We start from the raw sequence: 25340 nt of genomic DNA on the forward strand, positions 1-25340 counted from the left end.
TGCAACGTCGCCCCGATGTCCGACGTACGCGTCGTCGTCATCGACTGCACCGACACAGGTGCGTCTCCGCCGACCGCCACCGACCCGACCTGGATGCGCCGCGAGTGGCGGCGCATCGCGAGCGGCCGGGCCGGCAACCCGGGGAGACCCAGTGCGACTGGTTCTCCAGCGGTCATGACGTCACCTGTTCCCCCCGATGGTCTCCCGTGCGGCGCGCAGGGACTCCTTCAGCGACCCCATGGTGGCCAGGACGGCGGTCGGCTCGTATCCGCAGTGCGCCATGCAGTTGGCACAGCGCGGGTCCTTGCCCCGTCCGTACTTGTCCCAGTCGGTCTCGTCGACGAGCTCGCGGTACGTCGGTACGTACCCGTCGCTCATCAGATAGCAGGGCCGCTGCCAGCCGAAGAGCGAGTAGTTGGGGATCGCCCACGCCGTGCACGGGAAGTCGGCCTTGCCTTCCAGGAAGTCCAGGAAGAGCGGCGAGTGGTTGAGGCGCCAGCGGGCCCGGTTGCCGCCCGCGAAAGCCTTCTTGAACAGCTCCCGGGTCTGTTCCACCCCGAGGAAGTGCTCCTGGTCGGGGGCCTTCTCGTAGGCGTAGGCGGGCGAGATCATCATCTCGTCGACCTTGAGGTCGTCATTGAGGTAGTTGAGGACCTCGATGATGGTCTGAGGGGTGTCGGTGTTGAAGAAGGTCGAGTTGGTGGTGACCCGGAAGCCGCGACTCTTGGCTTCCTTCATCGCCGCCACCGCCTCGTCGAAGACGCCTTCCTTGGCAACGGATTCGTCGTGCCGCTCGCGCAGCCCGTCGATGTGCACGGCAAAGGCGAAGTAGGGCGAGGGGGTGAACTTGTCGAGCTTCTTGCGCATCAGCATCGCGTTGGTGCAGAGGAAGACGTATTTCTTCTTCGCCACCAACTGCCGCACGATCTCGTCGATCTGAGGGTGCATCAGCGGCTCGCCACCGGCGATGGACACCATCGGGGCACCTGATTCGAGCACCGCGCCGACGGCCTGGGCCACCGGCATGCGCTGCTTGAGCACGCCTGCCGGATGCTGGATCTTCCCGCAGCCCTCGCACGCCAGATTGCAGGCGAACAGGGGCTCCAGCTCAACAATCAGCGGAAACTTCTCCCGCTTGCGGAGCTTTTGTTCGATGAGATACGTCGCAACCTTGATGGACTGACGGAGCGGCATGGCCATCTGGGCTCACCTCCTGGGGAGCAGCAAAGATCGGTGCCATTCATAGAAAGCCGGTAGGACAGCACGAAGAACGCGGAAGGCCGATATTCCACCGCGAACCGTGCCGATGCGGACGAGCTCGTACTCTGGAGCGTCCACGACCACCCGTACGGCCGCAACCGGGCGTGGCCCCGCGCGCAGGGCGGTGCGCAGCGTGGCGGCGGACTCCATGTCCACCGCGATGGCTCCGGTGGCCCTCAGCTCGGCCCGCTCGGGGCCACGTACGACATGGTCGGACCCGGTGAGCGGACCGGTGTGGACGGTGCGGCCGGGCACTGTCCTGGCCAGGGCGTCGACGAGGACCTCCGTACCGGTGCAGACCGACCTGCCACCGGCGTCCCGGGTCTCCTCGGCCACCACCAGGTCACCGGGGTGCATACCGGGGGCCAGGCCCGCGCAGAAGCCGGAGGCGATGACCGCGGCCCCGGCGCCGCGCTCCAGGCCCAGTGCGCGCCCGACGGCCGCCTCGGCCGCCTTCCGGCCCATCCCGGTCCTGATGACGGTCACCGGGCCGGAGGCCCCGCCGGCCCTGCCGCTGCGCAGTGCGAGGTGCTCGATGGAGAGCGCGCAGGCGATCAGGAGCGGGTTCACAGGGCCGGGTGGCCCCTGCGTATGGCCCATCAGGCCCCCTTACGGACGGGGGCGCGGTCGGCGAACGGGTCGCCGTACACATACCTGCCGAGCGCGGTGAGCGGGAAGACCTGCCGGTAGAGGTGGTAGTTGATGGAGAAGTCCCAGGGGAATCCGGTCCCGGTGAAGTACGGCTCGTCCCAGGAGCCGTCCGGCTGCTGGGCCTCGGCCAGCCAGGTCACGCCCCGCTCCACGGCCCTGCCGTCACGCTCCCCGGCGGCCAGGAGCGCGAGGAGCGCCCAGGCCGTCTGGGACGCGGTCGAGGAGCCGTGCCCGATCCACTTCTCCTCCTGGTAGGAGCGCAGGTCCTCGCCCCAGCCGCCGTCGTCGTTCTGGACGGACTCCAGCCAGCTCACTGCGCGGCGGACCGAGGGGTGCTGGGCGGGGATCCCGGCGGCGATCAGCGCGGGCACCACGGACCCTGTTCCGTAAATGTAGTTGACGCCCCAGCGTCCGAACCAGGCTCCGCTCGCCTCCTGTTCGGCGAGCAGCCACTCGACTCCCCGCCGGGTACTGGGGTGGTGGGACCTGCCTTCGATGGCCAGCATCTCCACGACGTGGCCGGTGACGTCGGCGGACGGCGGATCGATGACCTCGCCGAAGTCGCAGAACGGCAGCCGATTGGGGAACGGGCTGGTGTTGTCCGCGTCGAAAGCCCCCCAGGCCCCGTTGCGCGACTGCATGCCCAGATTCCAGCGCACGCCCCGCTCGATGGCGGCTTCGATACCGGCGGGGTCGGGGTGGCGGACCCGGCGCAGCGCGAGGACGACCTCGGCGGTGTCGTCGATATCGGGGTAGTTGTCGTTGTGGAACTCGAACGCCCAGCCACCCGGGGCAAGTTCGGGCTTGCGTACGGACCAGTCGCCGGGCCGGACGATCTCCTCGCCGAGCATCCAGTCGGCGGCCTTCACCAGGGCGGGGTGGTCGGGGCGGACACCGGCGTCGGCGAGTGCGATGGTCGCGAGACAGGTGTCCCAGACCGGGGACTGACACGCCTCGATCATGCGGGCGCCGTCCTCGCGCCAGACGGCGAACCGGTCGAGCGAGGCGAGTCCGGCCCGCATGACCGGGTGGTCGAGGTCGTAGCCGAGCAGATGCAGGGCGATCACGGAGTACACCGCGGGTGGCTGGATTCCGCCCCAGCAGCCGTCGTTCTCCTGGCGCTCGATGATCCACCGGGCCGCCGCGTTCATGGCGAGGCGCCGCAGTCGGCGCGGTGCGACCTTGTGGTAGAGGTGCATCGCCCTGTCGAGCCGCTGGAAGATACCGTCCCAACTCACCGTCGGGGCCACGGGCTTGGGCGGGTTCGGGCAGTCCGGATCGGTGTGCAGCTCGTCCAGGGCGAACGGCGCGGGCCGGACCGGGCGCTTGGCCGAGACGATGGTGAGCGGCACGATGGTCTGCCGTGCCCAGCAGCCGAAGTCGTAGATATTGAGCGGAACCCACTTGGGGAAGAACATCAACTCGGGTGGCAGCTCCGGCAGATCGTCCCACTTCCACCAGCCGAAGAGGGCGAGCCAGATGCGGGTGAAGACGCGGGCGCCTGCGATACCGCCCTGTTCCCGGACCCAGCCGGCCGCCCGGACCATGTGCGGGTCCTCCGGCCGGTCTCCGGCCAGCCGCAGTGCCACGTACGCCTCGATGGTGGCGGAGAGGTCACCTGGCCCTTCGTAGAAGGTCGCCCAGGTGCCGTCGCCGAGCTGCTCGCCCCGGATGAAGCGGGCGGTGGCCTCGACCGTGGCGGGATCCTGAATCCCGAGGAACTGCCGCAGCAGCAGGTCCTCGGCGTCCATGGTGACGTTGGTGGCGAGGTCGCCCTTCCACCAGCCCTGCTCGTCCTGCCTGCCGAGGAGATGCTCCACCGAGCGTTCCGCGGCCCGCCGCGCGGCGGCGAGAACGTCGTCCGCGGCGATGGTTGTTTCGGTCGGTTCGCTGGCCGAGGCTGCGCGGAGGTTCGCGGCTCCGGTGCTTCCGTCGGTCGTCGCTGTCATGGCTTCCCCTTCGTGCAGTTGGTCCTCTGCTGTGCTGGGGGCTCCGTCGGCCGGCACCCGGTACGGGCGCCGGCCGGCGACTGCGAGTCATATGGAGCGGATGGTCATCATCTCTTTCGTACGACGACGAAGTCGGCGAGCGCCGTGAGCTGCGCCCGCACCTGTTCCGGCATGTCGACACCGTGCAGCGCCTCGATGGCGACCGCGTGCTGGCGACGGGCTTCCTGGGCGGTCCACTCGCGGCCGCCCGCCTCCTCGATGAGTGCCGCGCGAGCGGCGAACTCCTCTTCGGAGAAGCTGTCGAAGTCGGTGCTCTTCGCGTCGGCGGCGAGCAGCTCGCCGAGGCGCTCCGACGCCGGTCCGCCCGCGGCGAGCGCGGCGACGACCGGCAGGGACTTCTTGCGCTGGCGCAGATCGCTCCAGGTCTGCTTGCCGGTGGCCTCCGGGTCACCCCAGATGCCGAGCAGGTCGTCGACGGCCTGGAAGGCCAGGCCGAGGTGGTAGCCGTACGCCTCGAGCGTGTCGGCGGTGCGGTCGTCGGCCCCGCCGAGGACGGCACCGATGGAGACGGCGCAGGCGAGCAGGGCGCCCGTCTTGTTGCCCTCCATCTCCAGGCACTCCTCGACGGTGACCCGCTCGCGGTGCTCGTAGGAGATGTCCTGGGCCTGGCCGTCGATGAGCTTGCGGGTGGCGGTGGTCAGCCGGCGGGCCGCCCGGCCCGCCTCGACGGTGCCGAGCTCCAGCAGGATCTCGTTGGCGAGCGCGAACAGCGCGTCGCCGACGAGGATCGCCTGCGCCGGGCCGTGCACCTTCCATACGGTGTCCCGGTGGCGGCGCTGCTCGTCGCCGTCCATCAGGTCGTCGTGCAGCAGCGAGAAGTTGTGCACGAGTTCGACGGCCACGGCGCCGGGCAGACCGGTCTCGGCCGGGGCACCCGCCACCTCGGCGGACAGCAGGGCGAGCGCGGGGCGCACCGCCTTGCCGCCGTCACCGTCGGCGGGGCGGCCCTGGGCGTCGATCCAGCCGAAGTGGTAGGCGGCGACGGTGTCCATGGGCGGCGCGAGCCGGTCCACGGCAGCCCGCAGCACCGGCGCTGACATGGCCCGTCCGCGCTCCAGAAGCGCGGTGACGTCCGCGGTGTCTGCCACGGTGTCGATAGCCGGATTCGCCGGGGTCACTGACTCTCCTCTTGTTCCGGTGGTACTGCTCATGCCGCCTCCTGCAGCGGATGTTCATGGGGGCGGCCGAGCGCGCCGAGGGCGGCGTCCGCGGCGCTGAAACCGCTGCGCACCGCGCCCTCCATCGTCGCGGGCCAGCCGGTTGCGGTCCATGCGCCGGCCAGGTGGAGGCCGGGGGCGCGGGTACGGGTGCCCGGCCGGAGCCGGCCGACGCCGGGTGTGGGGGCGAACGTCGCGGTGCGCTCCCGGGTGACGAAGAAGTCGCGGATACCTGCCCCGCGGGCGGCCGGAAGAAGCCGCTCCAGCTCGGGCAGATAGCGCCTGCGCAGTTCGGCGACGGGCAGGTCGATCTCGTCCTGGGCCGCCGACTGGGACACCGCGAGGTACTGCCCGGCTCCCTGGAGTCCGGAGGATTCGGTGCGGTCGAAGACCCATTGGACCGGCGAGCCGAGTGCGGCGAAGAACGGCCTGCGCAGCACCTTGCGGTCGTAGACGACGTGCACGTTGAGAATGGGCGCGGTGCCGATGTCGAGCAGCCGGTCCGGGTCGTGCAGCGCGCCCTCGGGCAGCAGGTCGTGGGTCTCGCCCTGGGGGACGGCGAGGACGACGGTCTCCGCCTCGATCCGCTCGCTGTCCGTCTCGACGGCCCAGCGGCCGTCCTCGGTGCGGGTCAGGGAATTGACCCGGGTACGCAGCTCCGTCCGTACGCCGGCGGAGTCGAGCGCCTTGCGGGCGAGGGTGTCGTGGAGCTCGCCGAGCGGTACGGCCGCCCAGCCGATGTCGGCCGCGCCGGGCTCGGAGAGCAGCCCCGTCTTGAAGACCATGGCGGCGAGCGCCATGGAGGCGTTCCCGGCGGTGGCGTTGAGCGTGGCCACGCCGACGAGGTCCCACAGGGCCTCGATGGTGCGGGGCGACTGCCCGTGCCGGCCGAGCCAGGTCCCGAAGTCGATGCCGTCGAGTGCCGGGTCGGCCGGGTCGAGACGGCCGAGCGCGAGTGCGGCCCGCCCGACGCTCGCCTTCTCGGCCAGTGAGAGGTGCGGGTAGGCGGCGAGCCCCGCCGCCAGGTGCAGGGGTACGGGGAGACCGGTGCGGCGCAGCCTGCCGAGGCGCGGTCCCGCGGCGCGTCCGACGTCGAGCACGGGTACGTCGAGGCGGTCCTGCAGCGGAGCGAGCCGGGCACCGTCGATCCGGTCGAGGAACCATCGGTAGCCGGTGCAGCAGCGCAGGTAGACGTGCTGGCCGTTGTCGACGCTGAGCTCTCCGCGGAGGAAGGAGAAGGCGAGTCCGCCGAGCCGGGGCCGTCCTTCGAGCAGGGTCACGTCGACGCCGGCGTCCGCGAGACGCAGGGCCGTCGTGATTCCGGCGAGGCCACCGCCGACGACCACCGCGCGGGAGGAGCGCAGGCTCTCGTCGCTCATGCGTCCCCCTTTCGCCGGTTCTCCGCCACCCAGATCGTCGCAGTCAGGGACGCGTCAGGCCACTGGAGGGTTGCCCGCGGTTCCGGGTCGCCGTTGCACCAGGGGGTGCGGCCGGTGGAAGGCATCAGGCACGTCCCCTCGTCGTGAGGCGCGAGACGTGGCGCGCGTCGAGACCGGACAGGCCGCGCACCGCCACGTACGCCTTCTCGTGTCCCGGCAGCGAGACCCGGCCGCGCAGCACGGCCTCCGGGTCGCGCTCGATCCGGTCGAGGAGGCGGCGGTAGATCCCGGCCATCGCGGCCACGCACGCGCCGCTGCGACGGTCGAGCATCGGCAGCAGCCGGTAGCCCTCGGCGAACAGGGCCCGGGCGCGCCGGACTTCGAAGTGCACCAGGCCCGCGAAGTCGGAGCCGGGGGGCGGGGTGGCCCGGTGGAATCCGGCGGAGCAGCCGAATTTGGCCAGGTCCTCGGCGGGCAGATACGTACGGCCGTTGGCGGCGTCCTCGCGGACGTCGCGCAGGATGTTGGTGAGCTGGAGTGCGAGGCCGAGGGTGTCGGCGTACTCGGCAGCACGGTCGGCGCCGGGTGTGCCCGGTTCCGTACCGAAAACGCCCAGGCTGAGTCGCCCGATGGCACCCGCGACGCACCGGCAGTACGTCGTGAGGTCGTCCCAGGTCTCGTACGTCGCGCCGCGCACGTCCATCAGCACGCCGTCGATGAGCTCGTCGAGCCCGCCGAGCGGCAGGGGGAAGCGCCGGGCGGCGTCGGCGAGTGCGACGGCGACCGGGTCGGTGTCGTCCTCGTCGACGGCGCCGTCCCTGATCCGGTCGAGCAGCTCCCGGGTGCTTTCCAGCCGGGTCCGCTTGATCTCCGGGGCCAGCTCACCGTCGCCGATGTCGTCGACCCGACGGGAGAAGGCGTACAGCGCCGACATGGCCTGACGCTTCTCGTACGGCAGCAGCCTGATGCCGTACGCGAAGTTACGGGCCTGCTGTCCGGTGACGGCCTCGCAGTAACTGTATGCGGCCTGTACCGGTGCCGACATGTACGTCGTCTGTCCCTCCACGGTCCGGCTCACCCCTCTCTACGCGCTCTTCGCAAGACAACTCCCACTTCGCGCAGCAAGCTGGGCGTCGTGGGTTTGGGCGGTCCGGGCAGTACGTCGAACCCGGCGGCCCCGATCGCGGTGAGGGCGGCGCGCCCTCCGGCGACGAATCCGGCGAGCAGCAGCTTGAGTCTGCCGTGGACGCTACCCACGAGTGGGGTGCCTTCATTCAACAGGTCACGAGCGCGTTCGGCCTCGTACGCGATGAGGCTGCGCACCGATGCGCCCCCGGACGGTGCGGCCAGGTCGGATTCGCCGACATGGAAGCGGGCCATGTCCTCGGCCGGCAGATAGATCCGATCGCGGCCGAGGTCCTCGGTGACGTCCTGGAGGTGCTCGACGATCTGCAGGGCCGTGCAGACGGCGTCGGAGCGGCGGATGCGTTCGGGGCTGGCGGTTCCGGTGATCTGGAGGACCAATCGGCCGACGGGGTTGGCGGAGAGCTCGCAGTAGGCGAGGAGCTCCCCGTACGTCCCGTAGCGACGGATCTTCTGGTCCTGCCGGTTGGCCTCGACGAGTCCGAGGAAGGGCTCGGGGGTGAGCGCGCAGCGCCGCACGGTGGGGCGCAGTGCGCGCAGCAGGGGGTGGTGGGGGCCGTCACCGGTGGTGGCGAAGACGCGGTGCAGGTCGGCCTCGAAGGCGTCGAGCATGACGAGCCGGTCGTCGGTCTGCGCCGGCTCCAGACCCAGGTGGCGGGCGTCGGCGCCGCCGGGGGCGAGGTCGCCGTCACCGATGTCGTCGACGAGGCGGGCGAATCCGTAGACGGCCATCAGATCGTCGCGCCAGGCCCGGGGCAGGAAGAAGGGGGCCACGGGGAAGTTCTCGTCCGCGGCCTTGTCGAGCGTGCCGGTCGCCGCCGCGTCGGGGCGTACCTGATGGGTACGGGTCACTGCGTACCGCCCGGCGCGGGGACGGCGAGACCACGTCGGAGCTGGAGATTTTCCGTCATTGCCGTCACATCTCCCGTTCTACACTGCTGACCCAAAACATCCCTTTTCGGACACGCCGCTCACTCTCCCCGGTGCGGGGGAGCAGCAGGGCCGCTCGCCCTGGGCCGTATCGCCCCACTTGCCACGATCAGCACCGGTACAGCTTACGTTGTACAGCTCACACGCCCCCGGCGGGGTATTCGGCGCGTTACAACAACGCAGCGATCTCAGCCAACCTTCCCCGGCGCCAAGGGAATTGGCGTCATCCGGCGGGAGGAGACCGATTCCGGGCCGTACCGCGGTCCGTGCACCGGCGCCTGCACCGCTGTGGCCTCCGCCCGAGCTGATCGGGCGGAGGCCACAGGAACGGCGGGCGACTACTTGCTGGTCTCGCGCTCGTACGCCTTCAGTACCTCTTCGGTGGGCCCGTCCATCAGGAGTTCGCCCTTCTCCAGCCACAGCACGCGGTCGCAGGTGTCCCTGATCGACTTGTTGTTGTGACTGACGAGGAAGACGGTGCCCGCTTCCTTGCGGAGCTCACGGATGCGCTCCTCGGAGCGGATGCGGAACTTGCGGTCACCGGTGGCCAGCGCCTCGTCGATCATGAGGACGTCGTGGTTCTTGGCGGCGGCGATCGAGAAGCGCAGCCGGGCGGCCATACCGGAGGAGTACGTCCGCATCGGCAGCGTGATGAAGTCGCCCTTCTCGTTGATCCCGGAGAACTCGACGATCTCGTCGTAGCGCGAGCGGATCTCCTCGCGGCTCATCCCCATGGCCAGGCCACCGAGGACGACGTTGCGCTCACCGGTCAGATCGCTCATCAGCGCCGCGTTCACGCCGAGCAGCGAGGGCTGACCGTCGGTGTAGACCTTGCCGTGCTCCGTCGGAAGGAGTCCGGCGATGGCCCGGAGCAGCGTCGACTTGCCCGAGCCGTTGGTTCCGATGAGGCCGATGGCCTCGCCGCGGTACGCGGTGAAGGTGACACCGCGTACGGCGTGGACCTTGCGGACGCCACGCGACTCGCCCTTGCCGCGGCGCACTATCCGGCTCAGCGCGGCGGTGGCGCTGCCCTTGCCCCCGGCCGCACCGTTGACGCGGTACACGATGTGCACGTCGTCGGCGATGACGGTAGGGATCTTCCCCTGGATCTTGTCCTCAGCCACGGCCGTACCGTTCCTCTGCCTTCCAGAAGTACACGAAGCCCGCGACGCCCACGAGGAGCGCCCAGGCGAGGCCGACGGCCCAGACGTGCTGCGGCAGGTTCTCGGAGCCGTAACCGTCGATGAGCGCGAAGCGCACCAGGTCCATATAAATGGCCGCCGGGTTGTACTGGAGCACGTCGGCGATCCACTGCGGCTTGTCCGCGAGCATCACCGGGATGGAGAACATGACACCCGACGCGTACATCCACGTCCGCATCACGAACGGCATCAGCTGGGCCAGGTCGGGCGTCTTGCTGCCCAGTCTGGCCATGGCGAGCGCCAGACCCGTGTTGAAGAAGAACTGCAGCACCAGCGCGGGCAGGACCAGCAGCCAGGAGAGCGTCGGATAACTGCCGAAGCCCACGGCCACGGCCACCAGAACGATCATCGAGAACATCAGCTGCTGGAGCTGCTGGAGCGAGAAGGAGACGGGCAGGGAGGCGCGGGGGAAGTGCAGCGCCCGGACCAGCCCGAGGTTGCCGGAGATGGAGCGGACTCCCGCCATGACCGAGCTCTGCGTGAAGGTGAACACGAAGACGCCGGTCACCAGGAACGGGATGAAGACCTCCTGGCTCATCCCCTTCCTGGTCCCCAGGATCAGCCCGAAGATCAAGTAATAGACCATGGCGTTGAGCAGCGGTGTCGCCACCTGCCACAGCTGGCCGAGCTTGGCCTGGCTGTACTGGGCCGTCAGCTTCGCCCGGGAGAACGCCATGATGAAGTGGCGCCGGCCCCAGAGCTGCCCGATGTACTGGGTCAGCCCCGGCCGGGCGCCGCTCACCGTCAGGCCGTACTTATCGGCCACCTGGGCCGCGCTGAGGCCCTCGTCGGCGGACGGCTGGGCGCTCAGCGCGACCGAGCCGTCATGGGTTGTGTCACTCACAAGTTGAAACTCTCGTCTTCAAGATGCGCAGCCAGTCGCGGGCGCGGCTCAGGCGGACAGGTCCCGGAAAGAAAAAGTACGCCTCATGCTCTCAGAGGCGAGCTTCTCAGATCACGGGAGGGCGGCCCAGTCTGGTCAGCCGCCACACCGTACGCCACTTCATCGGACGTCGAGGTCCGCAGGGCGTTGCCCAGCCTTCCCGGAAACCGCCGAACCATGCCTTGAGTGCGGGACCGGACGGCCTGCGGACCAGGGTCAGCAGCAGCCAGACACCGACGTAGACGGGAACCAGGGGCGCGGGGAGGTTGCGACGTGCGAGCCAGACCCTGTTGCGGGCCACCATACGGTGGTAGACGGCGTGCCGCGAAGGAGCGGTGGTCGGGTGGTTGAGCACCATGTCCGCGCGGTAGTCGATCATCCAGCCGGCATTCAGTGCCCGCCAGGCCAGATCGGTTTCCTCGTGCGCGTAGAAGAAGTCGTCCGGCAGCCCGCCGACCTCGGCGAGGACCTGCGTGCGTACGGCGTTGGCGCCGCCGAGGAAGGTCGTCACCCGGGACGAGCGCATCGGATCGGACGCGCGGAGCCGGGGAACGTGCCGGCGCTGGGTGACTCCGGTGTCCGGATCGGCGATCCGGAACGTGACGATGCCCAGCTTGTCGTCCGCGGCGAACGCCTGCCTGCAGAGCTCGGCGGTGTCGGTGTTCGGGAGGAGGCCGTCGTCGTCCAGGAAGAGCAGGGCGTCGACATCGGCACCGGACGGGCCGAACGCCTCGATGCCGACATTACGGCCACCGGGGATACCCAGATTCTCCGGCAGTTCCACCGTCCGTACACCTGCGGGCACGTCGGGCACGGGGGCTCCGTTGCCGACGACCACCACCTCGATCCGGTCGCCGTCCTGCTTGGCGACCGAATCGAGGAGGGCACGCAACTCGGCGGGCCGGTTCCCCATCGTGATGACGACTGCGCCGAGTTTCATGCCCCCGCGTGTTCCCGTGCTCACTTCAGCCTGCTGGAAGCGAGGACGGACACGAGGTGGAGCAGTGTCTGCAGGAGCGCGATCCCGGCCAGGACGGCGACGCCGAGCCGTGAGAAGAACAGGTCGCCCCTGATGCTGTCCGCGATCGCCGCGGCCAGGATCAGCAGCGACGCCTCGACCCCGAGAACCAGCCGGTGGAACTTCAGCGCGGCGGCGGCCTTGCGGGCCAGCGCCATGCCGGAGGAACGCGGCTCGGACGCCGACTCCTGCACCGGCGGCTTCCCGCCCTGGTGACGGGCAACACCGACGAGGTCGGTCTCGGCCTTGATCAGGATCGCGCCGAGCGCGGCCAGAGTGCCGAGGAAGGCCCACAGCCAGTCGATCCGCCCCTCGCCCCACAGGTCGGCGGCGCGCAGGCCGAAGCCGACCAGGACCGCTGCGTCGCACAGATAGGCGGCGACCCGGTCCAGGTAGACCCCGGCGAGCGAGTACTGCTTCTTCCAGCGGGCCACCTCACCGTCGACGCAGTCGAGCAGCAGATAGAGCTGGACCATCAGCACGCCGAGCAGGGCGCCCGTGATGCCCGGGACGAGCAGCGCCGGAGCGGCGAGGGCGCCCGCGACGGTCATCACGTAGGTCAGCTGGTTGGGCGTGACCCTGGTGTTCACCAGATGCCGGTCGATGCGCAGGGAGACCTCGCGCATGTAGAGCCGGCCGGCCCAGTGCTCGCCGCTGCGACGGTCCTTCACACCCGGGGGGTGGACGACCGGTCGGAGCTCAGCTACCGATGGCTTGTGCATAGTCGGCGTATGCGTCCTTGATCTGGTCGGAGGAGAGATTGAGGTGCTCCAGGATCGTGAAGCGGCCCGGCCGCGTCTGCGGGGCGTACTCGACGGCCTGCACGAACTCATCGGCGCTGAAGCCGATCTCGTGCGGCAATACGGGCAGCCCGTGCCTGCGCAGCACTTCGGCGAAGAGACCGGACTCCTCGACCGCTCCGCGCAGATGCATCGCGAAGGCGGCGCCGAGGCCGACCTGCTCGCCGTGGCTCGCCGCGCGCTTCGGGAAAAGCAGGTCGAAGGCGTGGCTGATCTCGTGGCAGGCGCCGGACGAGGGGCGGGTGTCACCGCTGATCGACATCGCGATGCCGGAGAGGACGAGCCCTTCGGCGAGGACCGTGAGGAACTCGTCGTCACCGACGCCGCCGGGGTGGCGGAGCACGGCCTCGCCCGCGGTACGGGCCATGGCGGCGGCCAGTCCGTCGACCGCTTCGCCGGTGACTTTGCGCGAGAGCTCCCAGTCGGCGATCGCGGAGATGTTGGAGATCGCGTCGCCGACGCCGGACCGGACGAAGCGGGCGGGCGCGGCACGGATCACATCGAGGTCGATGACCATGGCGATGGGGGTGGGGACTCCGTAGGAGCCGCGTCCGTTGTCGTTGTCCAGGGTGGACACCGGGGAGCAGATGCCGTCGTGCGAGAGGTTCGTCGCGACCGCCACCATCGGCAGACCGACCCGGGCCGCGGCGTACTTCGTCACGTCGAGGATCTTGCCGCCGCCGAGGCCGACCACGGCGTCGTACCGCTTGCCCTTGATGCCGTCGGCGAGCTTCACGGCGGAGTCGATGGTGCCGTCCGACACCGAGTACCAGTCGGCGCCCGGAAGAAGGGGCGACAGCTTCTCCCGGAGCTTCTGTCCCGAGCCGTCGCTGACGGCGAAGGCAAGCTTGCCGGAGGAGGAGATCCGCTGGTCGGCGAGGAGACCGGCGAGGTCTCCTATCGCCCCCCGGCTGATGTCGACGACGACCGGGGACGGAATGAGCCGGGTCAGTACTGGCACGCGATCTCCCGGCCCTTCGCGAGGTCCTCGTGGTTGTCGATCTCGACCCACGTCACTTCGCCGATGGGGGCCACGTCGACGATGAAGCCACGGTTGACGAGCTCCTGGTAGCCGTCCTCGTAGTAGAGGTCCGGGTCGCGCTCGAAGGTCGTCTTCAGCGCGTCGGCGAGCTCTTCGGCGGCCTCGGGCTCGATGAGCGTGACGCCGATGTACTCGCCGGTCGCGGTGGCCGGGTCCATCAGCTTGGTGATGCGGCGGACGCCCTTGTCGCCCTCGGTGATGACCTTCATCTCCTCGTCGGCGAGGCTCTTCACCGTGTCGAGGGCGAGGATGATCTTCTGGCCCTTGCCACGGGCGTCCAGGAGGGTCTTCTCGACGGAGACCGGGTGCACGGTGTCGCCGTTGGCGAGGATGACGCCCTGCTTCAGGACCTCACGCGCGCACCACAGGGAGTAGGCGTTGTTCCACTCCTCGGCCTTGTCGTTGTCGATCAGGGTGAGCGTCACGCCGTACTTCGCCTCGAGCTCCGCCTTGCGGGCGTAGACGGCTTCCTTGCGGTAGCCGACCACGATCGCGACCTCGGTGAGTCCGACCTCGGCGAAGTTGGCGAGCGTGAGGTCGAGGACCGTCGTGTCACCGTCGACAGGGACGAGCGCCTTGGGAAGCGTGTCCGTGTACGGGCGCAGACGTCGTCCTGCACCAGCTGCCAGTACGAGGCCGATCATGCGAGTTCTCCTTCGTCGTGTACGGCGGGGGCCGAGGAGGACACCCAGAAACGGATGGACTCCACGAGCACCACCAGAGCCACGGCCACCGCGAGCGCGGTGAGAGCCGTGGTGAAACCTGTGTGCTGAGTCAGTACGGCGGCGAACACGGCCACCACAACGGTCCGGCCCTCGTGTCCACCGATCGTCCGCACCAGCCACTGGGGCGGCGCGCCGGTGCCGCCGCGAATGCGGTACACCGTGTCGTAGTGATGGTAGGCGACGGCCGAGACCAGTCCGAAGGCCGCGGGAACGGCATGCGGCACGTCACTGCGGGCCGCAAGCACGAGCACCGTGCAGTACTCCGCGGCCCTGAAAACCGGGGGTACGAGCCAGTCGAGCGCGCCCTTGAGCGGTCGCGCCACCGCGATCCCCGAGAGGACCGCGTAGAGCCCGGCCGCGGCCACGGTCAGCCAGCTGCCGTACGGCAGGAGGAGGGCCGCCGCGATGATCGCCGCAGCACCGGTGAGCGCCACCAGCGGGGCGGTGAAGCCGCCTCGCGGTCGCGGGCCCACGGCGGCGACGGCCCGCGCGAGCGGTCCGGAGTCCGCGAGGTCCGCGAGCGCCTGGGCGGCCCGGTCGGTGCGCCGCGCCTTGCGGGTCAGCGAGCGCAGCAGACGGCCGGCGGTGGTGTAGCAGGCGGCCAGGGAGCAGCCGACGAGCAGGGCGTAGAAGACGATCCGAGGGCTGGTCACCGCGGTCAGCACGGCGATCATGGCCCAGCGCTCGCCGATCGGCAGCACTATCATCCGCCGCAGCCAGACCGTCCAGCCGACGCTGTCGAGCCGGTCGGACAGGGCCGCCGTGGGGCTCGTGTTGGAGACCGCGTCGTGATTGGCCTCGTTGAACGAGAAGTCGACGATGTGGCGGCACGCCTGGAGCACCATCGCGCCGAGCGCGAGGACCCATACGTCGTCGCCGCCGCGGGCCGCTCCGAGTGCGAGGCCCGCGTAGTACGCGTACTCCTTGGCCCGGTCGAACGTGGCGTCCAGCCAGGCGCCCATCGTCGAGTACTGCAACGAGTAGCGGGCGAGCTGCCCGTCCGTGCAGTCCAGGACGAAGGAGAGGAGCAGCAGCACTCCGGCGGCGACATAGCCGCCGCGGGTGCCGGTCGCCGCGCTGCCCGCCGCGATCAGCGCGGTGATCAGCGAGGCGGTGGTGACCTGGTTCGGGGTGAGTCCGCGCCGCGCGCACCAGCGGGCGATGTAGCGGGAGTACGGGCTGACGAAGTACGTGGTGACGAAGCCGTCGTGGGCCTTCACCGCACTGCGCAGCCGTACCGCCTCGTCGTCGACGGCGGCGACGGCCCCCTGGGCGGCGGCGCGTGCCTCCGGGCCGGTGGGGACGGCGGCGGTGAGCGAACCGAGCTCGGGGCGCTGCACCGGGGTGCCCTCGGTCTCCAGGGCCACGGCGAGACGGCCCGGGACCGTACGGTCCTCGGCGTCCGGGTCGGCGGGCGCGGGTCCGACGGGGCTTCCTGCGCCGACCGCGGCCACGGTCCTGTCCAGGGCACGCACCAGTGCCGCCCGGGCCTCGGGCTGCGCGGTGAGCGCGCCGGGGACGGTGGCGGCGGCGAACCGGGGGTCGGTCAGCCCGAGCCGCAGCGCGTGGACGTGGCCGACGAACCGGGGGTCGACCAGCGCGACGCGTCCGCCGGCGGGAACCGCGGCGAGCAGTTCGGCGGCCTCGGTGGCGTCGTTGGCGGCCCGTACGTCAAAGCCCAGTGACCGCAGATCGTCCTCGAGCGACGATCCGGGTACCGGCGCACCGGTGAGGATGGCGGTCGACAGACGAACTCACTCCTTGGCGCTGACGGAAAAGGCGCGCGACTGTGCGGCCCAAAAGGGTGGGCCCGCGGCACGTCGGCTGAGGCTATCGGATGAACGGAAGGCCGAGTTCACCGCCCGTTCAAGCCCCGTTCGGGACGGTCGGGCACTATCCGGCGCCGTTCGCGATCATCATCGTCGATCAACACCTCGGCTCACAAACCGCGGTGGGGCCAGCGCCTAAGCTGACGCCCATGACGTGGTTGATTACAGGTGGAGCGGGTTACATCGGGGCGCATGTGGCGAAGGCCATGGCCACGGCAGGGGAACGGGTCGTCGTGCTCGACGACATCTCCACGGGCATCGAGGGGCGGCTGCCCGCGGACATTCCGCTGGTGCGGGGCTCCGCATCGGACCGCGCACTGCTCGACCGGGTGCTCGCCGAGCACGCGGTGACCGGTGTGGTGCATCTCGCGGCGAAGAAGCAGGTCGGTGAGTCCGTGGAGCAGCCGCTGCTCTACTACCGGGAGAACGTCGGCGGCCTGACCGTGCTGCTCGAAGCCGTCGTCGCCGCCGGTGTGCGGAACTTCCTCTTCTCCTCGTCCGCCGCCGTCTACGGCGTGCCCGATGTGGAGCTCATCACCGAGGACACCGTGTGTGCCCCCATCAATCCGTACGGTGAGACGAAGCTCGCCGGCGAGTGGCTGGTGCGCGCGACGGGGCGGGCGCACTCCCTGTCGACCGCCTGTCTGCGCTACTTCAATGTGGCGGGTGCGGCACAGCCCGAGCTGGCGGACACCGGAGTCTTCAACGTCGTCCCGATGTTCTTCGACCGGCTCACGCGCGGCAAGGCCCCCCGGATCTTCGGCGACGACTATCCGACGCCGGACGGCACCTGCGTCCGGGACTACATCCATGTCGCCGATCTCGCCGACGCACACCTCGCGGTCGCCCGGAAGCTGGGCGAGGGGACGGGCGCGGGAGATCTCACGGTGAACGTGGGCCGGGGCGAGGGCGTCTCGGTGCGCGAACTGGCCGATCTGGTGGGCGAGGTCACCGGCCGGCCGCTGAAGCCCGTCGTCGAGCCGCGCCGGGCCGGTGACGCGGCCCGGGCGGTCGCCTCGGCCGCCCGGGTGTCGGAGGAGCTGGGGTGGAGCGCACGTCGCGGAGTGCGCGAGATGGTCGAGTCGGCCTGGGAGGGCTGGTGCCTGCGCCATCCCGAGGCGCGCGCCCTCTGACTCGTACGCGATCGCTGCACGGCTCTGACCTGCGAACGTTTCCGCAGGTCAGAGCATATGACAACGGTGTTCAGTGCCGTGTTGCCCTATACCCCCCGCCCGTAGTTGACTGGCTCCATCGGGCGGATCGCGCCCTCGTCGTTCCACCGGACCGGAGGCGTTTTCATGGGGGCTGGCCACGATCACGGGCATACGCACGGCGGGCCTCCCCCGACGGGCACGGCGGCCGCCGCGTACAAGGGACGGCTGCGGATCGCCCTGGGCATCACGCTCGGCGTCATGGTCATGGAGATCGTCGGTGGCCTGCTCTCCGAATCGCTGGCCCTGATCGCGGACGCGGCCCATATGGCGACCGACGCGCTGGGGCTCGGCATGGCCCTGCTCGCCATCCACTTCGCCAACAGGCCGGCCGGACTCAACCGGACCTTCGGCTTCGCCCGCGCCGAGATCCTTGCGGCGCTGGCCAACTGTCTGCTGCTGCTCGGCGTCGGCGGCTATCTGGTCTTCGAGGCGGTCGACCGTTTCATCACGCCCACCGAGACCAAGGGCGGACTCGCCATCGCCTTCGCGGCCGTGGGTATGGCCGCCAATCTGGTCTCCCTGTCCCTCCTGATGCGCGGGCAGAAGGACAGCCTCAATGTCCGGGGCGCCTATCTGGAGGTGCTGGCGGACACGCTCGGCTCGGTCGCGGTGCTGGTGTCGGCGGGCGTCATCATGGCCACCGGCTGGCAGGCCGCCGACCCGATCGCCTCGCTGGTGATCGGCCTCATGATCGTCCCCCGTACGGTGAAACTGCTGCGGGAGACCCTGAACGTACTGCTGGAGGCGGCGCCCAAGGGCGTCGACATGGGCGAGGTCCGGGCCCACATCACGGCGCTGCCTGGGGTGCTGGACGTCCACGATCTGCACGCCTGGACGATCACGTCGGGCATGCCGGTTCTCTCCGCCCATGTGGTGGTGCACCAGGAGGCGCTGGACTCGATAGGGCACGAGAAGCTTCTCCACGAGCTCCAGGGCTGCCTCGGCGACCACTTCGACGTGGAGCACTGCACCTTCCAGCTGGAACCGGCCGGGCATGCCGAGCACGAGGCGAAGCTCTGCCTCTGACGCCCGCGGGCGGCCAGTGCTAGGGTTCCCCGAGCTCTACGGGTCTTCCTGTGGTGCGACACCCTGTACGAGAGATACGAGAGAGGAGCTGAGGTTGATGACCGTCACGACGGCTGCCCGGCGCAGCATTCGGTCCTTCCTCGTCTCCCGGGTTCTCGGCTAGCTCCTCGACTCACCGTCGCCGCGTTGGCCGGAGCCCTCTCACTCAAGGGTTTCCCACGTTGACCGACCACTCGTCGTCCGACCGCACGTTGACCGACCACTCGTCGTCCGACCGCACGTCGTCCGACCACTCCGACGCCGCCGTTCGTTACGAAGCGTTCTTCTCCCTGCACCACCACCTTCCCCGGCAGAGCCCCGGCTCCGATGCCACCACCCGGCGGCTGCTCGCCCTCGCGGGTCCGCAGCCGACCCGTCCGCGCGTCCTCGATCTGGGCTGCGGCCCCGGCCGGGCCGCACTGCTGCTCGCGGCGGAGGCGGGCGCCGAGGTGACCGCCGTCGATCTGCACGAGCCGTTCCTCGACGAACTGCGCGAGGCCGCCGAGTCCCGGGGGCTCAGCGACCGTATCCACACCGTCAGGGCCGACATGGCCGACCTCACCGGGCCCGACTTCCCGGACGGATCGTTCGATCTGATCTGGGCCGAGGGTTCCGCGTACCTCATCGGTTTCGACACCGCGCTGCGCGACTGGCAGCGGCTGCTCGCTCCGGGCGGCTCGCTGGTGATGACCGAGTGCGTCTGGACGACGGACGCACCCACCGATGAGGCCCGGGCCTTCTGGGAGCTGCACGGTTCGCTGCGCCCGGTGGCCGCGAACACGGCGGCGGCCGTCGCGGCGGGCTGCCATGTGCTCGGGGCGCTGGTGCAGCCCGAGAGCGACTGGGACGAGTACTACGTCCCGCTCGCCGCGCACGTGGCCGCCGCCGATCCCTCGGCTCCCGGCATGAAGTGGGCGCTCGCGTCCACCCGTGAGGAGCTGGCCATGCGGCGCGAGCACGGCGCGGAGTACGGCTACGCCGGCTATGTGCTGCGCCCCGCCGATCCGCGCTGGCCGACCCGTCCGGAGACGGAAGCGGACCGGGCCGCCGTGCACGCCGTGAACGCGGCGGCGTTCCCGACGCCCGACGAGGCCGGTCTCGTCGACGCGCTGCGGGACGATCCCGGGGCGTGGCTGCCGGGTCTCTCGTACGTCGCTGAGGCACCGGACGGCTCAGTGGCCGCGTACGCCCTGCTGACCCGGTGCCGGGTCGGGGACGCCCCGGCGCTCGCGCTGGCTCCGGTGGCCACCGCTCCCGCGTACCAGCGGCAGGGCGCGGGCCGGGCGGTGGTGCGGGCGGTGCTGGACGCGGCCCGGCTGCGGGGCGAGCCACTGGTCCTGGTTCTCGGCCATCCGGATTACTACCCGGCGTTCGGCTTCGTGCCGGCGTCGCGGTTCGGGATCCGGCCCGGATTCGAGGTGCCCGACGAGGCGATGATGGCGCTGGTGCTCGACGATTCCGTGCCGGTGCCGACGGGCATGATCCAGTACCCGGCGGCCTTCGGAGTCTGAGCCTCGCGTTCCGCTTCCGGCCGGGGCCGCGTTCCCCTGCCGCGCCGCAACGGCGCGGCAGGGGGACATGCCCGGAGCCGAAGTACTGACAAGCGGCTTTTGTGCGGCAGACTTGACCGGACTCCAGGGGCCCGGCGCACGGGGCCGGGGACCAAAGCGAAGGATGGGTATGCCGACCACACCAGCCACCGCCGCGCACAGTTCGTCGAACGGCACTGCAGAAGTGATCATGCTCGAACTGGTCGACGAGAGCGGCACCACCATCGGCACCGCGGAGAAGCTTGCTGCCCATCAGGCTCCCGGTCAGCTGCACCGGGCGTTCTCCGTGTTCCTCTTCGACGAGCAGGGGCGGCTGCTGCTCCAGCGCCGCGCGCTCGGCAAGTACCACTCCCCCGGCGTCTGGTCGAACACCTGCTGCGGCCACCCCTATCCGGGCGAGGCGCCCTTCGCCGCCGCCGCCCGGCGTACGTTCGAGGAGCTGGGGATCTCCCCCTCGCTGCTCGCCGAGGCCGGCACGGTCCGTTACAACCACCCGGACCCGGCATCGGGCCTGGTGGAGCAGGAGTTCAACCATCTCTTCGTGGGCATGGCCCAGGAGCAGCTGAAGCCGGATGCGGAGGAGGTCGGCGAGACGGCCTTCGTGACCGCGCAGGAGCTGACCGAGCGGCATGCGCAGGCACCGTTCTCGGCGTGGTTCATGACCGTGCTGGATGCCGCGCGGCCGGCGATCAGAGAGCTGACGGGGCCGTCCGCGGGCTGGTGACGGCGCATTCCGTACGGGGCGGTCAGAGCTGCGTCTTCAACGGCAGCGCCGCCCAGATGATCTTCCCGCCGCTCGCGGTGTGCTCCACGTCGCAGATGCCGCCCGCCTCCGCGGTGACCTCCCGGACCAGCAGCAGCCCTCGGCCGCCCGTCTGGGCGTAGTCGGTCTCCAGGGCGGTGGGGCGGTACGGATGGTTGTCCTCGACCGAGACTCTGATCCATTCGGCGCCGATGGCCACCTCGACGGCGAGCTCGGGCGAGAGAAGTGCCGCGTGCTTCACCGCGTTGGTGACCAGTTCCGAGACGATCAGCAGCAGGCCCTGGAGGATGTCGTCCACGACGGGCACGCCTTGGCGGTGCACCAGATCCCGTACGGCGTGCCGCGCCTGCGGCACAGAGACGTCGACCGCGGGGGCGGTGAAGCGCCACACCCCCTCGTACGACACGGTATGGGCCGGGACACTCCCGAGGCTCTCCATAATCGGGTACCCGCTCTCGACTCGCACATCACTGACCGTCGAGTAATGAGTGTTGGGAATCGTGCGGTCCGTACCGTGCCACTGATCACAAATAGCCACTTATCGACGGAATTTGATCAGTATGAGTATGACGGCGTCAGTTGTTGGACCGCTTCTGATGGCCTTCTGATGCCTTGCCCGCAGCGGGCGCGTCGAGCTTCTCCTCGGCCGCCATCTGGTCCGACATCAGACCGACGATGCTCCGGCCGCCGACCCCGAACGCGATCAGGCCGAGGCCGTCGAACAGCAGCGCAAGCGAGAAGAAGGTGCCCAGCACATACAGGCTGCTGTGCGGCCAGTCGAAGAGCACCAGCAGGCCGATCAGCAGACCGAACGCGCCCTGCAGCAGCGTCCAGCCGAACTGCGGGCCTCGTACGACGACACTGCCCACCAGACGGAACACCCCACCGGTGAGGAAGAGCAGCGCGGCGAACATGGTCAGCGCCTCGGCGGAGCCCTGCGGGTGACGGATCACCACGACTCCGGCCGCGATGTTCAGCGCGGCGACCACCACGCCGAGCCAGAAGAAACTCGTACCCCTGGACTGGATCGCGTGCAGTAGTCCGACCAGGCCGCCGATCAGCAACAGCCAGCCGAAGAGCAGCATCGAGGTCAGGGTGGCCACGCCCGTGTAGACGAGCCCCACCAGACCCGCGAGGACGAGCAGAATGCCGAGCACGGCCAGCCAGCTGAAACTGCGGCTGAGCTTCTTGCCCTCGGCTGCGGGACCGGCCATCGACAGCTCCTCACCGTGCGTGTCCGCTTCGCGACCCCTTCTTGATCATAGGTTCGAACGGTCCCGATAGCATCCGGCGCATGGACCGTACGGATCAGCCCCGGCTGGAACACACCGTGGTGGACGGGATCGCCACCGTCGTCATCAGCAATCCCGCCAAGCGCAATGCGATGACGGCGGGTATGTGGCAGGCGCTGCCCGCCCTGCTGGAGCGACTGGCCGCCGACCGGGCGGTACGTGCGCTCGTACTGACGGGCGCCGGTGACACCTTCTGCGCGGGCGCGGACATCTCCTCGCTCCAGGAACCGGGCGGCAGCCCGCAGACGCTCGCGGTGCGGGCCGAGGAGGCGCTCGCCGCCTTCCCCCGGCCGACGCTCGCCGCCGTGCGCGGGTTCTGCGTGGGGGGCGGCAGCCAGCTGGCGGCCGCCTGCGATCTGCGGTTCGCCGAGGAAGGTGCCTCCTTCGGCATCACCCCGGCCAGGCTCGGCATCGTCTATCCCTCGTCGTCCACCCGGCGGCTGGTCGCTCTGGTGGGCCCGGCCACGGCGAAGTACCTGTTGTTCTCGGGAGAGCTGATCGGTACGGAACGGGCGCTGCGCACCGGGCTGGTCGACGAGGTGCTGCCGGCCGGTGACCTGGACAAGCGGGTCGATTCCTTCGTACGCGTCCTCGCCTCCCGTTCCCAGCTGACGCAGGCGGCGGCGAAGGAATTCGCCTCGGGGCGCGAGGACCGGGACCCGTACTGGGCGGACCAGGCGCGCCGCAGCGGCGACACCGCGGAGGGGGTCGCCGCGTTCCTGGAGCGGCGCGCGCCCGTCTTCACCTGGACGACGGGGCCTGTGAACGGCGCGACTACCGAAGGATGAAGCGGCTCTTCGTGCGGAACTCCTCGACCATGGCCGCCGGGGCCTTGGCCGGCGATCCGCAGTCGTACGGCGGCTGCGGGTCGTACTCCGTCAGGAGCTGCACCGCCTGGGCATGTTCGTCACCCGCGATCCGGCCGAGCAGGGTCAGGCCCATGTCGATGCCGGACGATACGCCCGCGGCCGTGACGTACTTGCCGTCGGTGACGACGCGTTCGCCGGTCGGCTCGACGCCGTAACCCTTCAGGGCGTCGAGTGCGAGCCAGTGAGAGGTGGCGCGCCGGCCGGTCAGCAGTCCGGCCGCGGCCAGCAGCAGCGAGCCGGTGCACACGGAGGTCGTCCAGGTGCTGGTGGCATCGGCCGAGCGCAGCCAGCCGAGCAGCGCCTCGTTCTCCATCTGCGCACTCTGGCCGGGGCCGCCGGGCACGATCACCACATCCGGCGACGGCACATCCGCGAGCGTCCGGTCGGCGACGAGCGAGAGGCTTCCGCTGTCGTTGCGGACGGGTCCGGTCCGCTCGGCGACGAGGACCGTCTCGGCGCCGGGGGTACGGCTCAGCATTTCGTACGGGCCCACGGCGTCGAGTGCGGTGAAACGGTCGAAGAGCACGATGGCGATCTGCATGGTGATTCCTTTCGGTCGGCGTCCTGCCGGGTCCTGCCGGTCAGGGCGCGGGGTGGGAGGGGCGGAAGCGGCGCCGGTATTCGGCGGGAGCCGCACCGAGCGCCTTGACGAAGGCGCGGCGCATCGCCTCCGGGGTGCCGTAGCCGCTGGACCGCGAGATCCGGGCGACGCCGTCCGTGGTGTCCTCCAGCAGCCGGCGGGCCTGTTCGAGGCGTACGCGGTCGACATAGCGACCCGGTGTCATACCGGTCTCCGCCTGGAAGGCGCGGGCGAAGTGCCGGGACGAGAGTCCGGCGCGTTCGGCGAGCGCCTCCACGGAGAGGTCGCCCTCGGGGTGCTCGGTGATCCAGTGCTGGACGTCCTGCAGGGGTTCGCGGCGGGCCGTCTGGGCGGTGAGCTGGGCGCTGAACTGGGCCTGGTTCCCCGGCCGTCGCAGGAACACGACGAGATGACGGGCCACGGTGAGCGCCACATCCCGGCCGTGGTCCTCCTCGACCAGCGCGAGCGCGAGATCGATGCCCGCCGTGACTCCGGCAGAGGTGGCGAGCCTGCCGTCCCGTACGAAGATCGGGTCCGGGTCCACCTCGACGGCGGGATACGTGCGGGCGAGATGCTCGCAGACCGCCCAGTGCGTCGTGACGCGGTGGCCGTCCAACAGCCCCGCCTCGGCGAGCAGCAGCGCGCCGGTGCAGACGGAGACGAGCCGGTCGGCGTGCGGGGCGTGGTCGCGGAGCCAGTCGATCAGTGCGGGGTCGGGGGTGCGCGTGCCCTGGCCGCCGGGTACGAGGAGCGTGTGGGGCGGCCGGGCATCGGCGAGAGCACTGTCGGGGACGAGGGTGAGTCCGCTGGTGCTGCGGACCGGGGCGCCGTTCAGGGAGGCGGTGCGCAGCTCGTACGTGGCCCCGGGGAGCCGGGAGGCACCGGCGAAGACCTCCATCGGGCCACTGACATCGAGGCTCTGGACGCCGTCGAAGAGGACGACGAGTACGGATCGCTGCTTCATGTCCACCATCCTGGGCGGCACGGCCGGATGGCCGCAATGACGAGTACCCCACCTTTCCTGCCATTTCCCCCGCCAGTCCCCTGCCGTGGGAAATCCTCGCCGTACGGGTTCCGCGACGTACCGACCAGTCGGTAACCTGCGGGTATGAGTACTCTCCCTCCCCGCGCCGCACGCCGCTGCCACAACGCCCTCAACCCGCTGCACTCCACGGTCTACTTCTCCCCCGACCTCGGAAAGGAGATGGGCGAGCTGGGCATCGACGACTCCAACGCCGCCTACTTCGCCGCGCGCAGCGCCGCGATGGGCGCGGTCGGAGCGGGCACCGTCAGTGCGACGTTCTACAACTTCAACCACGAGCTGGTGGCACGCCATCTGCCCGCCGTGTGGTCCGTCGCCTCCCCGCAGGCGGTTCTGGACGCCCGGCTGCGGGCAGCCGACGTGACACTGCGCCGGCTGCTCGGCGAGGAGATCATCGCCTCGGCCGAGCTGGCCGAGGCCGCACAGCTGGCGCTGCGCGCCACCGAGGGCTGCACCCGCCACGCCCGGCCGCTGTATGCCGCCCACGCCGATCTGCCGGTCCCGGACGCGCCGCACCTGGCGTACTGGCACGCCGCGACCCTCCTGCGCGAACACCGCGGCGACGCCCACCTCGCCGCGCTCCTCGCCGCCGGCCTGGACCCGGTCGAGGCCATGGTCAGCCACACCGCCACCGGCAAGGGCATGGCGCCGCGCTGGATTCTCGCCACCCGCGGCTGGCGCCGCGCCGACTGGGACGCGGCGGTCGAGCGGCTGCGCGTACGCGGACTCCTGGACGGCGAGGGCGAGTTGACGGAGGCGGGTGTAACACTGCGGGCCGGGCTCGAAGAGGCGACGGACGAGATGGACGCCGCGCCGTACGAGCTGCTGGGCGCGGACGCCGTTGCGCGGCTCACCGATCTGGGGCGCGGATTCCTCTTCACGGCCGCCTCCGCCGGAGCGTTCCCGCAGGACCTGACCGGGAAGGGCTGAACCGGTC

General features: G+C 70.3%; 25 protein-coding genes. 6 read left to right on the top strand and 19 right to left on the bottom strand.

The window, feature by feature from the left end:
* The 15 genes from ACFT7S_RS28640 to ACFT7S_RS28710 all read right to left on the bottom strand — a co-directional run.
* Positions 1-176, bottom strand: a 176-nt coding sequence (locus tag ACFT7S_RS28640) for a flavodoxin-dependent (E)-4-hydroxy-3-methylbut-2-enyl-diphosphate synthase (protein ID WP_382736907.1), incomplete at its 3' end; no start/stop codon positions are given.
* Between the two features lie 4 nt (positions 177-180).
* Positions 181-1200 (bottom strand): adenosyl-hopene transferase HpnH, encoded by a 1020-nt coding sequence (hpnH, locus tag ACFT7S_RS28645; RefSeq protein ID WP_382736751.1) that lies wholly within the window; start codon positions 1198-1200, stop codon positions 181-183.
* A 6-nt stretch (positions 1201-1206) separates the two neighbouring features.
* Entirely contained in the window at positions 1207-1860 is a 654-nt protein-coding gene (locus ACFT7S_RS28650) for a 1-hydroxy-2-methyl-2-butenyl 4-diphosphate reductase (RefSeq protein WP_382736753.1), read from the bottom strand.
* Entirely contained in the window at positions 1860-3860 is a 2001-nt protein-coding gene (gene shc / locus ACFT7S_RS28655; protein ID WP_382736755.1) for a squalene--hopene cyclase, read from the bottom strand. The genes ACFT7S_RS28650 and shc overlap by 1 nt, the downstream gene beginning before the upstream one ends.
* Positions 3861-3967: 107 nt before the next feature.
* A complete protein-coding gene (locus ACFT7S_RS28660; protein WP_382736757.1) occupies positions 3968-5071 on the bottom strand; it encodes a polyprenyl synthetase family protein in 1104 nt (367 codons plus the stop codon).
* Positions 5068-6456 carry a hydroxysqualene dehydroxylase HpnE gene (hpnE, locus tag ACFT7S_RS28665; protein ID WP_382736758.1) on the bottom strand — a complete coding sequence of 463 codons (1389 nt, stop codon included), beginning with the start codon at positions 6454-6456 and terminating at the stop codon, positions 5068-5070. Before hpnE ends, ACFT7S_RS28660 begins: the two co-directional genes overlap by 4 nt.
* Before the next feature lie 124 nt (positions 6457-6580).
* Positions 6581-7501 (bottom strand): presqualene diphosphate synthase HpnD, encoded by a 921-nt coding sequence (gene hpnD, locus ACFT7S_RS28670; protein WP_382736760.1) that lies wholly within the window; start codon positions 7499-7501, stop codon positions 6581-6583.
* 29 nt (positions 7502-7530) lie between these two features.
* Complete coding sequence (gene hpnC / locus ACFT7S_RS28675) at positions 7531-8451, bottom strand: squalene synthase HpnC (RefSeq protein WP_382736762.1); 921 nt, start codon at positions 8449-8451, stop codon at positions 7531-7533.
* 416 nt (positions 8452-8867) lie between these two features.
* Entirely contained in the window at positions 8868-9653 is a 786-nt protein-coding gene (locus ACFT7S_RS28680) for an ABC transporter ATP-binding protein (RefSeq protein WP_382736764.1), read from the bottom strand.
* Entirely contained in the window at positions 9646-10575 is a 930-nt protein-coding gene (locus tag ACFT7S_RS28685; RefSeq protein ID WP_382736765.1) for an ABC transporter permease, read from the bottom strand. Before ACFT7S_RS28685 ends, ACFT7S_RS28680 begins: the two co-directional genes overlap by 8 nt.
* 106 nt (positions 10576-10681) lie before the next feature.
* Positions 10682-11554 carry a glycosyltransferase family 2 protein gene (locus ACFT7S_RS28690; RefSeq protein WP_382736767.1) on the bottom strand — a complete coding sequence of 291 codons (873 nt, stop codon included), beginning with the start codon at positions 11552-11554 and terminating at the stop codon, positions 10682-10684.
* A gap of 20 nt (positions 11555-11574) precedes the next feature.
* Positions 11575-12354 carry a CDP-alcohol phosphatidyltransferase family protein gene (locus ACFT7S_RS28695; RefSeq protein WP_382736769.1) on the bottom strand — a complete coding sequence of 260 codons (780 nt, stop codon included), beginning with the start codon at positions 12352-12354 and terminating at the stop codon, positions 11575-11577.
* A complete protein-coding gene (locus tag ACFT7S_RS28700) occupies positions 12332-13393 on the bottom strand; it encodes an iron-containing alcohol dehydrogenase family protein (RefSeq protein ID WP_382736771.1) in 1062 nt (353 codons plus the stop codon). The genes ACFT7S_RS28695 and ACFT7S_RS28700 overlap by 23 nt, the downstream gene beginning before the upstream one ends.
* On the bottom strand, positions 13381-14118 hold the full coding sequence (locus ACFT7S_RS28705) for a sugar phosphate nucleotidyltransferase (protein WP_382736773.1): 738 nt from the start codon (positions 14116-14118) through the stop codon (positions 13381-13383). Before ACFT7S_RS28705 ends, ACFT7S_RS28700 begins: the two co-directional genes overlap by 13 nt.
* Complete coding sequence (locus ACFT7S_RS28710; protein WP_382736909.1) at positions 14115-15797, bottom strand: DUF5941 domain-containing protein; 1683 nt, start codon at positions 15795-15797, stop codon at positions 14115-14117. Before ACFT7S_RS28710 ends, ACFT7S_RS28705 begins: the two co-directional genes overlap by 4 nt.
* A gap of 380 nt (positions 15798-16177) precedes the next feature.
* Here ACFT7S_RS28710 and galE point away from each other — a divergent pair, with 380 nt between their 5' ends.
* From galE to idi, 4 genes are all read left to right on the top strand, one after another.
* Complete coding sequence (galE, locus tag ACFT7S_RS28715) at positions 16178-17161, top strand: UDP-glucose 4-epimerase GalE (protein ID WP_382736775.1); 984 nt, start codon at positions 16178-16180, stop codon at positions 17159-17161.
* A 165-nt stretch (positions 17162-17326) separates the two neighbouring features.
* A complete protein-coding gene (locus ACFT7S_RS28720; RefSeq protein ID WP_382736777.1) occupies positions 17327-18268 on the top strand; it encodes a cation diffusion facilitator family transporter in 942 nt (313 codons plus the stop codon).
* 251 nt (positions 18269-18519) lie between these two features.
* Positions 18520-19818 (top strand): GNAT family N-acetyltransferase, encoded by a 1299-nt coding sequence (locus tag ACFT7S_RS28725; protein ID WP_382736910.1) that lies wholly within the window; start codon positions 18520-18522, stop codon positions 19816-19818.
* 169 nt (positions 19819-19987) lie between these two features.
* On the top strand, positions 19988-20581 hold the full coding sequence (gene idi / locus ACFT7S_RS28730) for an isopentenyl-diphosphate Delta-isomerase (RefSeq protein WP_382736779.1): 594 nt from the start codon (positions 19988-19990) through the stop codon (positions 20579-20581).
* A 22-nt stretch (positions 20582-20603) separates the two neighbouring features.
* Here idi and ACFT7S_RS28735 read toward each other — a convergent pair whose 3' ends face one another.
* Positions 20604-21059, bottom strand: coding sequence for an ATP-binding protein (locus ACFT7S_RS28735; RefSeq protein WP_382736781.1), 456 nt, complete (start codon positions 21057-21059; stop codon positions 20604-20606).
* 136 nt (positions 21060-21195) lie between these two features.
* Positions 21196-21834, bottom strand: coding sequence for an HdeD family acid-resistance protein (locus ACFT7S_RS28740; protein WP_382736783.1), 639 nt, complete (start codon positions 21832-21834; stop codon positions 21196-21198).
* 80 nt (positions 21835-21914) lie between these two features.
* Between ACFT7S_RS28740 and ACFT7S_RS28745 the strand changes: the two genes are divergently transcribed.
* Positions 21915-22700: an enoyl-CoA hydratase/isomerase family protein gene (locus ACFT7S_RS28745; RefSeq protein ID WP_382736784.1), complete on the top strand. Its 786-nt coding sequence runs from the start codon at positions 21915-21917 to the stop codon at positions 22698-22700.
* Here ACFT7S_RS28745 and ACFT7S_RS28750 read toward each other — a convergent pair.
* Together ACFT7S_RS28750 and ACFT7S_RS28755 are read right to left on the bottom strand one after the other, a co-directional pair.
* Positions 22687-23322 carry a DJ-1/PfpI family protein gene (locus tag ACFT7S_RS28750; protein ID WP_382736786.1) on the bottom strand — a complete coding sequence of 212 codons (636 nt, stop codon included), beginning with the start codon at positions 23320-23322 and terminating at the stop codon, positions 22687-22689. The genes ACFT7S_RS28745 and ACFT7S_RS28750 overlap by 14 nt on opposite strands.
* A gap of 40 nt (positions 23323-23362) precedes the next feature.
* Entirely contained in the window at positions 23363-24325 is a 963-nt protein-coding gene (locus tag ACFT7S_RS28755; protein WP_382736788.1) for a GlxA family transcriptional regulator, read from the bottom strand.
* 144 nt (positions 24326-24469) lie between these two features.
* Here ACFT7S_RS28755 and ACFT7S_RS28760 point away from each other — a divergent pair, with 144 nt between their 5' ends.
* The gene (locus ACFT7S_RS28760; protein WP_382736790.1) at positions 24470-25333 is read left to right on the top strand and encodes a hypothetical protein; all 864 of its coding nucleotides are present in this window, start codon (positions 24470-24472) and stop codon (positions 25331-25333) included.
* Positions 25334-25340: the final 7 nt, after the last annotated feature.

This window comes from Streptomyces sp. NPDC057136 (genome assembly GCF_042670885.1).
Classification (GTDB): domain Bacteria; phylum Actinomycetota; class Actinomycetes; order Streptomycetales; family Streptomycetaceae; genus Streptomyces.

Coding starts and splice junctions, on each gene's coding strand:
- ACFT7S_RS28660 (WP_382736757.1), bottom strand. CDS start 5,071: ATGAGCAGTACCACCGGAACAAGAGGAGAGTCAGTGACCCCGGCGAAT.
- ACFT7S_RS28695 (WP_382736769.1), bottom strand. CDS start 12,354: ATGCACAAGCCATCGGTAGCTGAGCTCCGACCGGTCGTCCACCCCCCG.
- ACFT7S_RS28705 (WP_382736773.1), bottom strand. CDS start 14,118: ATGATCGGCCTCGTACTGGCAGCTGGTGCAGGACGACGTCTGCGCCCG.
- shc (WP_382736755.1), bottom strand. CDS start 3,860: ATGACAGCGACGACCGACGGAAGCACCGGAGCCGCGAACCTCCGCGCA.
- ACFT7S_RS28690 (WP_382736767.1), bottom strand. CDS start 11,554: ATGAAACTCGGCGCAGTCGTCATCACGATGGGGAACCGGCCCGCCGAG.
- ACFT7S_RS28755 (WP_382736788.1), bottom strand. CDS start 24,325: ATGAAGCAGCGATCCGTACTCGTCGTCCTCTTCGACGGCGTCCAGAGC.
- ACFT7S_RS28745 (WP_382736784.1), top strand. CDS start 21,915: ATGGACCGTACGGATCAGCCCCGGCTGGAACACACCGTGGTGGACGGG.
- ACFT7S_RS28735 (WP_382736781.1), bottom strand. CDS start 21,059: ATGGAGAGCCTCGGGAGTGTCCCGGCCCATACCGTGTCGTACGAGGGG.
- galE (WP_382736775.1), top strand. CDS start 16,178: ATGACGTGGTTGATTACAGGTGGAGCGGGTTACATCGGGGCGCATGTG.
- ACFT7S_RS28750 (WP_382736786.1), bottom strand. CDS start 23,322: ATGCAGATCGCCATCGTGCTCTTCGACCGTTTCACCGCACTCGACGCC.
- ACFT7S_RS28720 (WP_382736777.1), top strand. CDS start 17,327: ATGGGGGCTGGCCACGATCACGGGCATACGCACGGCGGGCCTCCCCCG.
- hpnH (WP_382736751.1), bottom strand. CDS start 1,200: ATGGCCATGCCGCTCCGTCAGTCCATCAAGGTTGCGACGTATCTCATC.
- ACFT7S_RS28760 (WP_382736790.1), top strand. CDS start 24,470: ATGAGTACTCTCCCTCCCCGCGCCGCACGCCGCTGCCACAACGCCCTC.
- ACFT7S_RS28650 (WP_382736753.1), bottom strand. CDS start 1,860: ATGGGCCATACGCAGGGGCCACCCGGCCCTGTGAACCCGCTCCTGATC.
- hpnE (WP_382736758.1), bottom strand. CDS start 6,456: ATGAGCGACGAGAGCCTGCGCTCCTCCCGCGCGGTGGTCGTCGGCGGT.
- idi (WP_382736779.1), top strand. CDS start 19,988: ATGCCGACCACACCAGCCACCGCCGCGCACAGTTCGTCGAACGGCACT.
- hpnD (WP_382736760.1), bottom strand. CDS start 7,501: ATGTCGGCACCGGTACAGGCCGCATACAGTTACTGCGAGGCCGTCACC.
- ACFT7S_RS28740 (WP_382736783.1), bottom strand. CDS start 21,834: ATGGCCGGTCCCGCAGCCGAGGGCAAGAAGCTCAGCCGCAGTTTCAGC.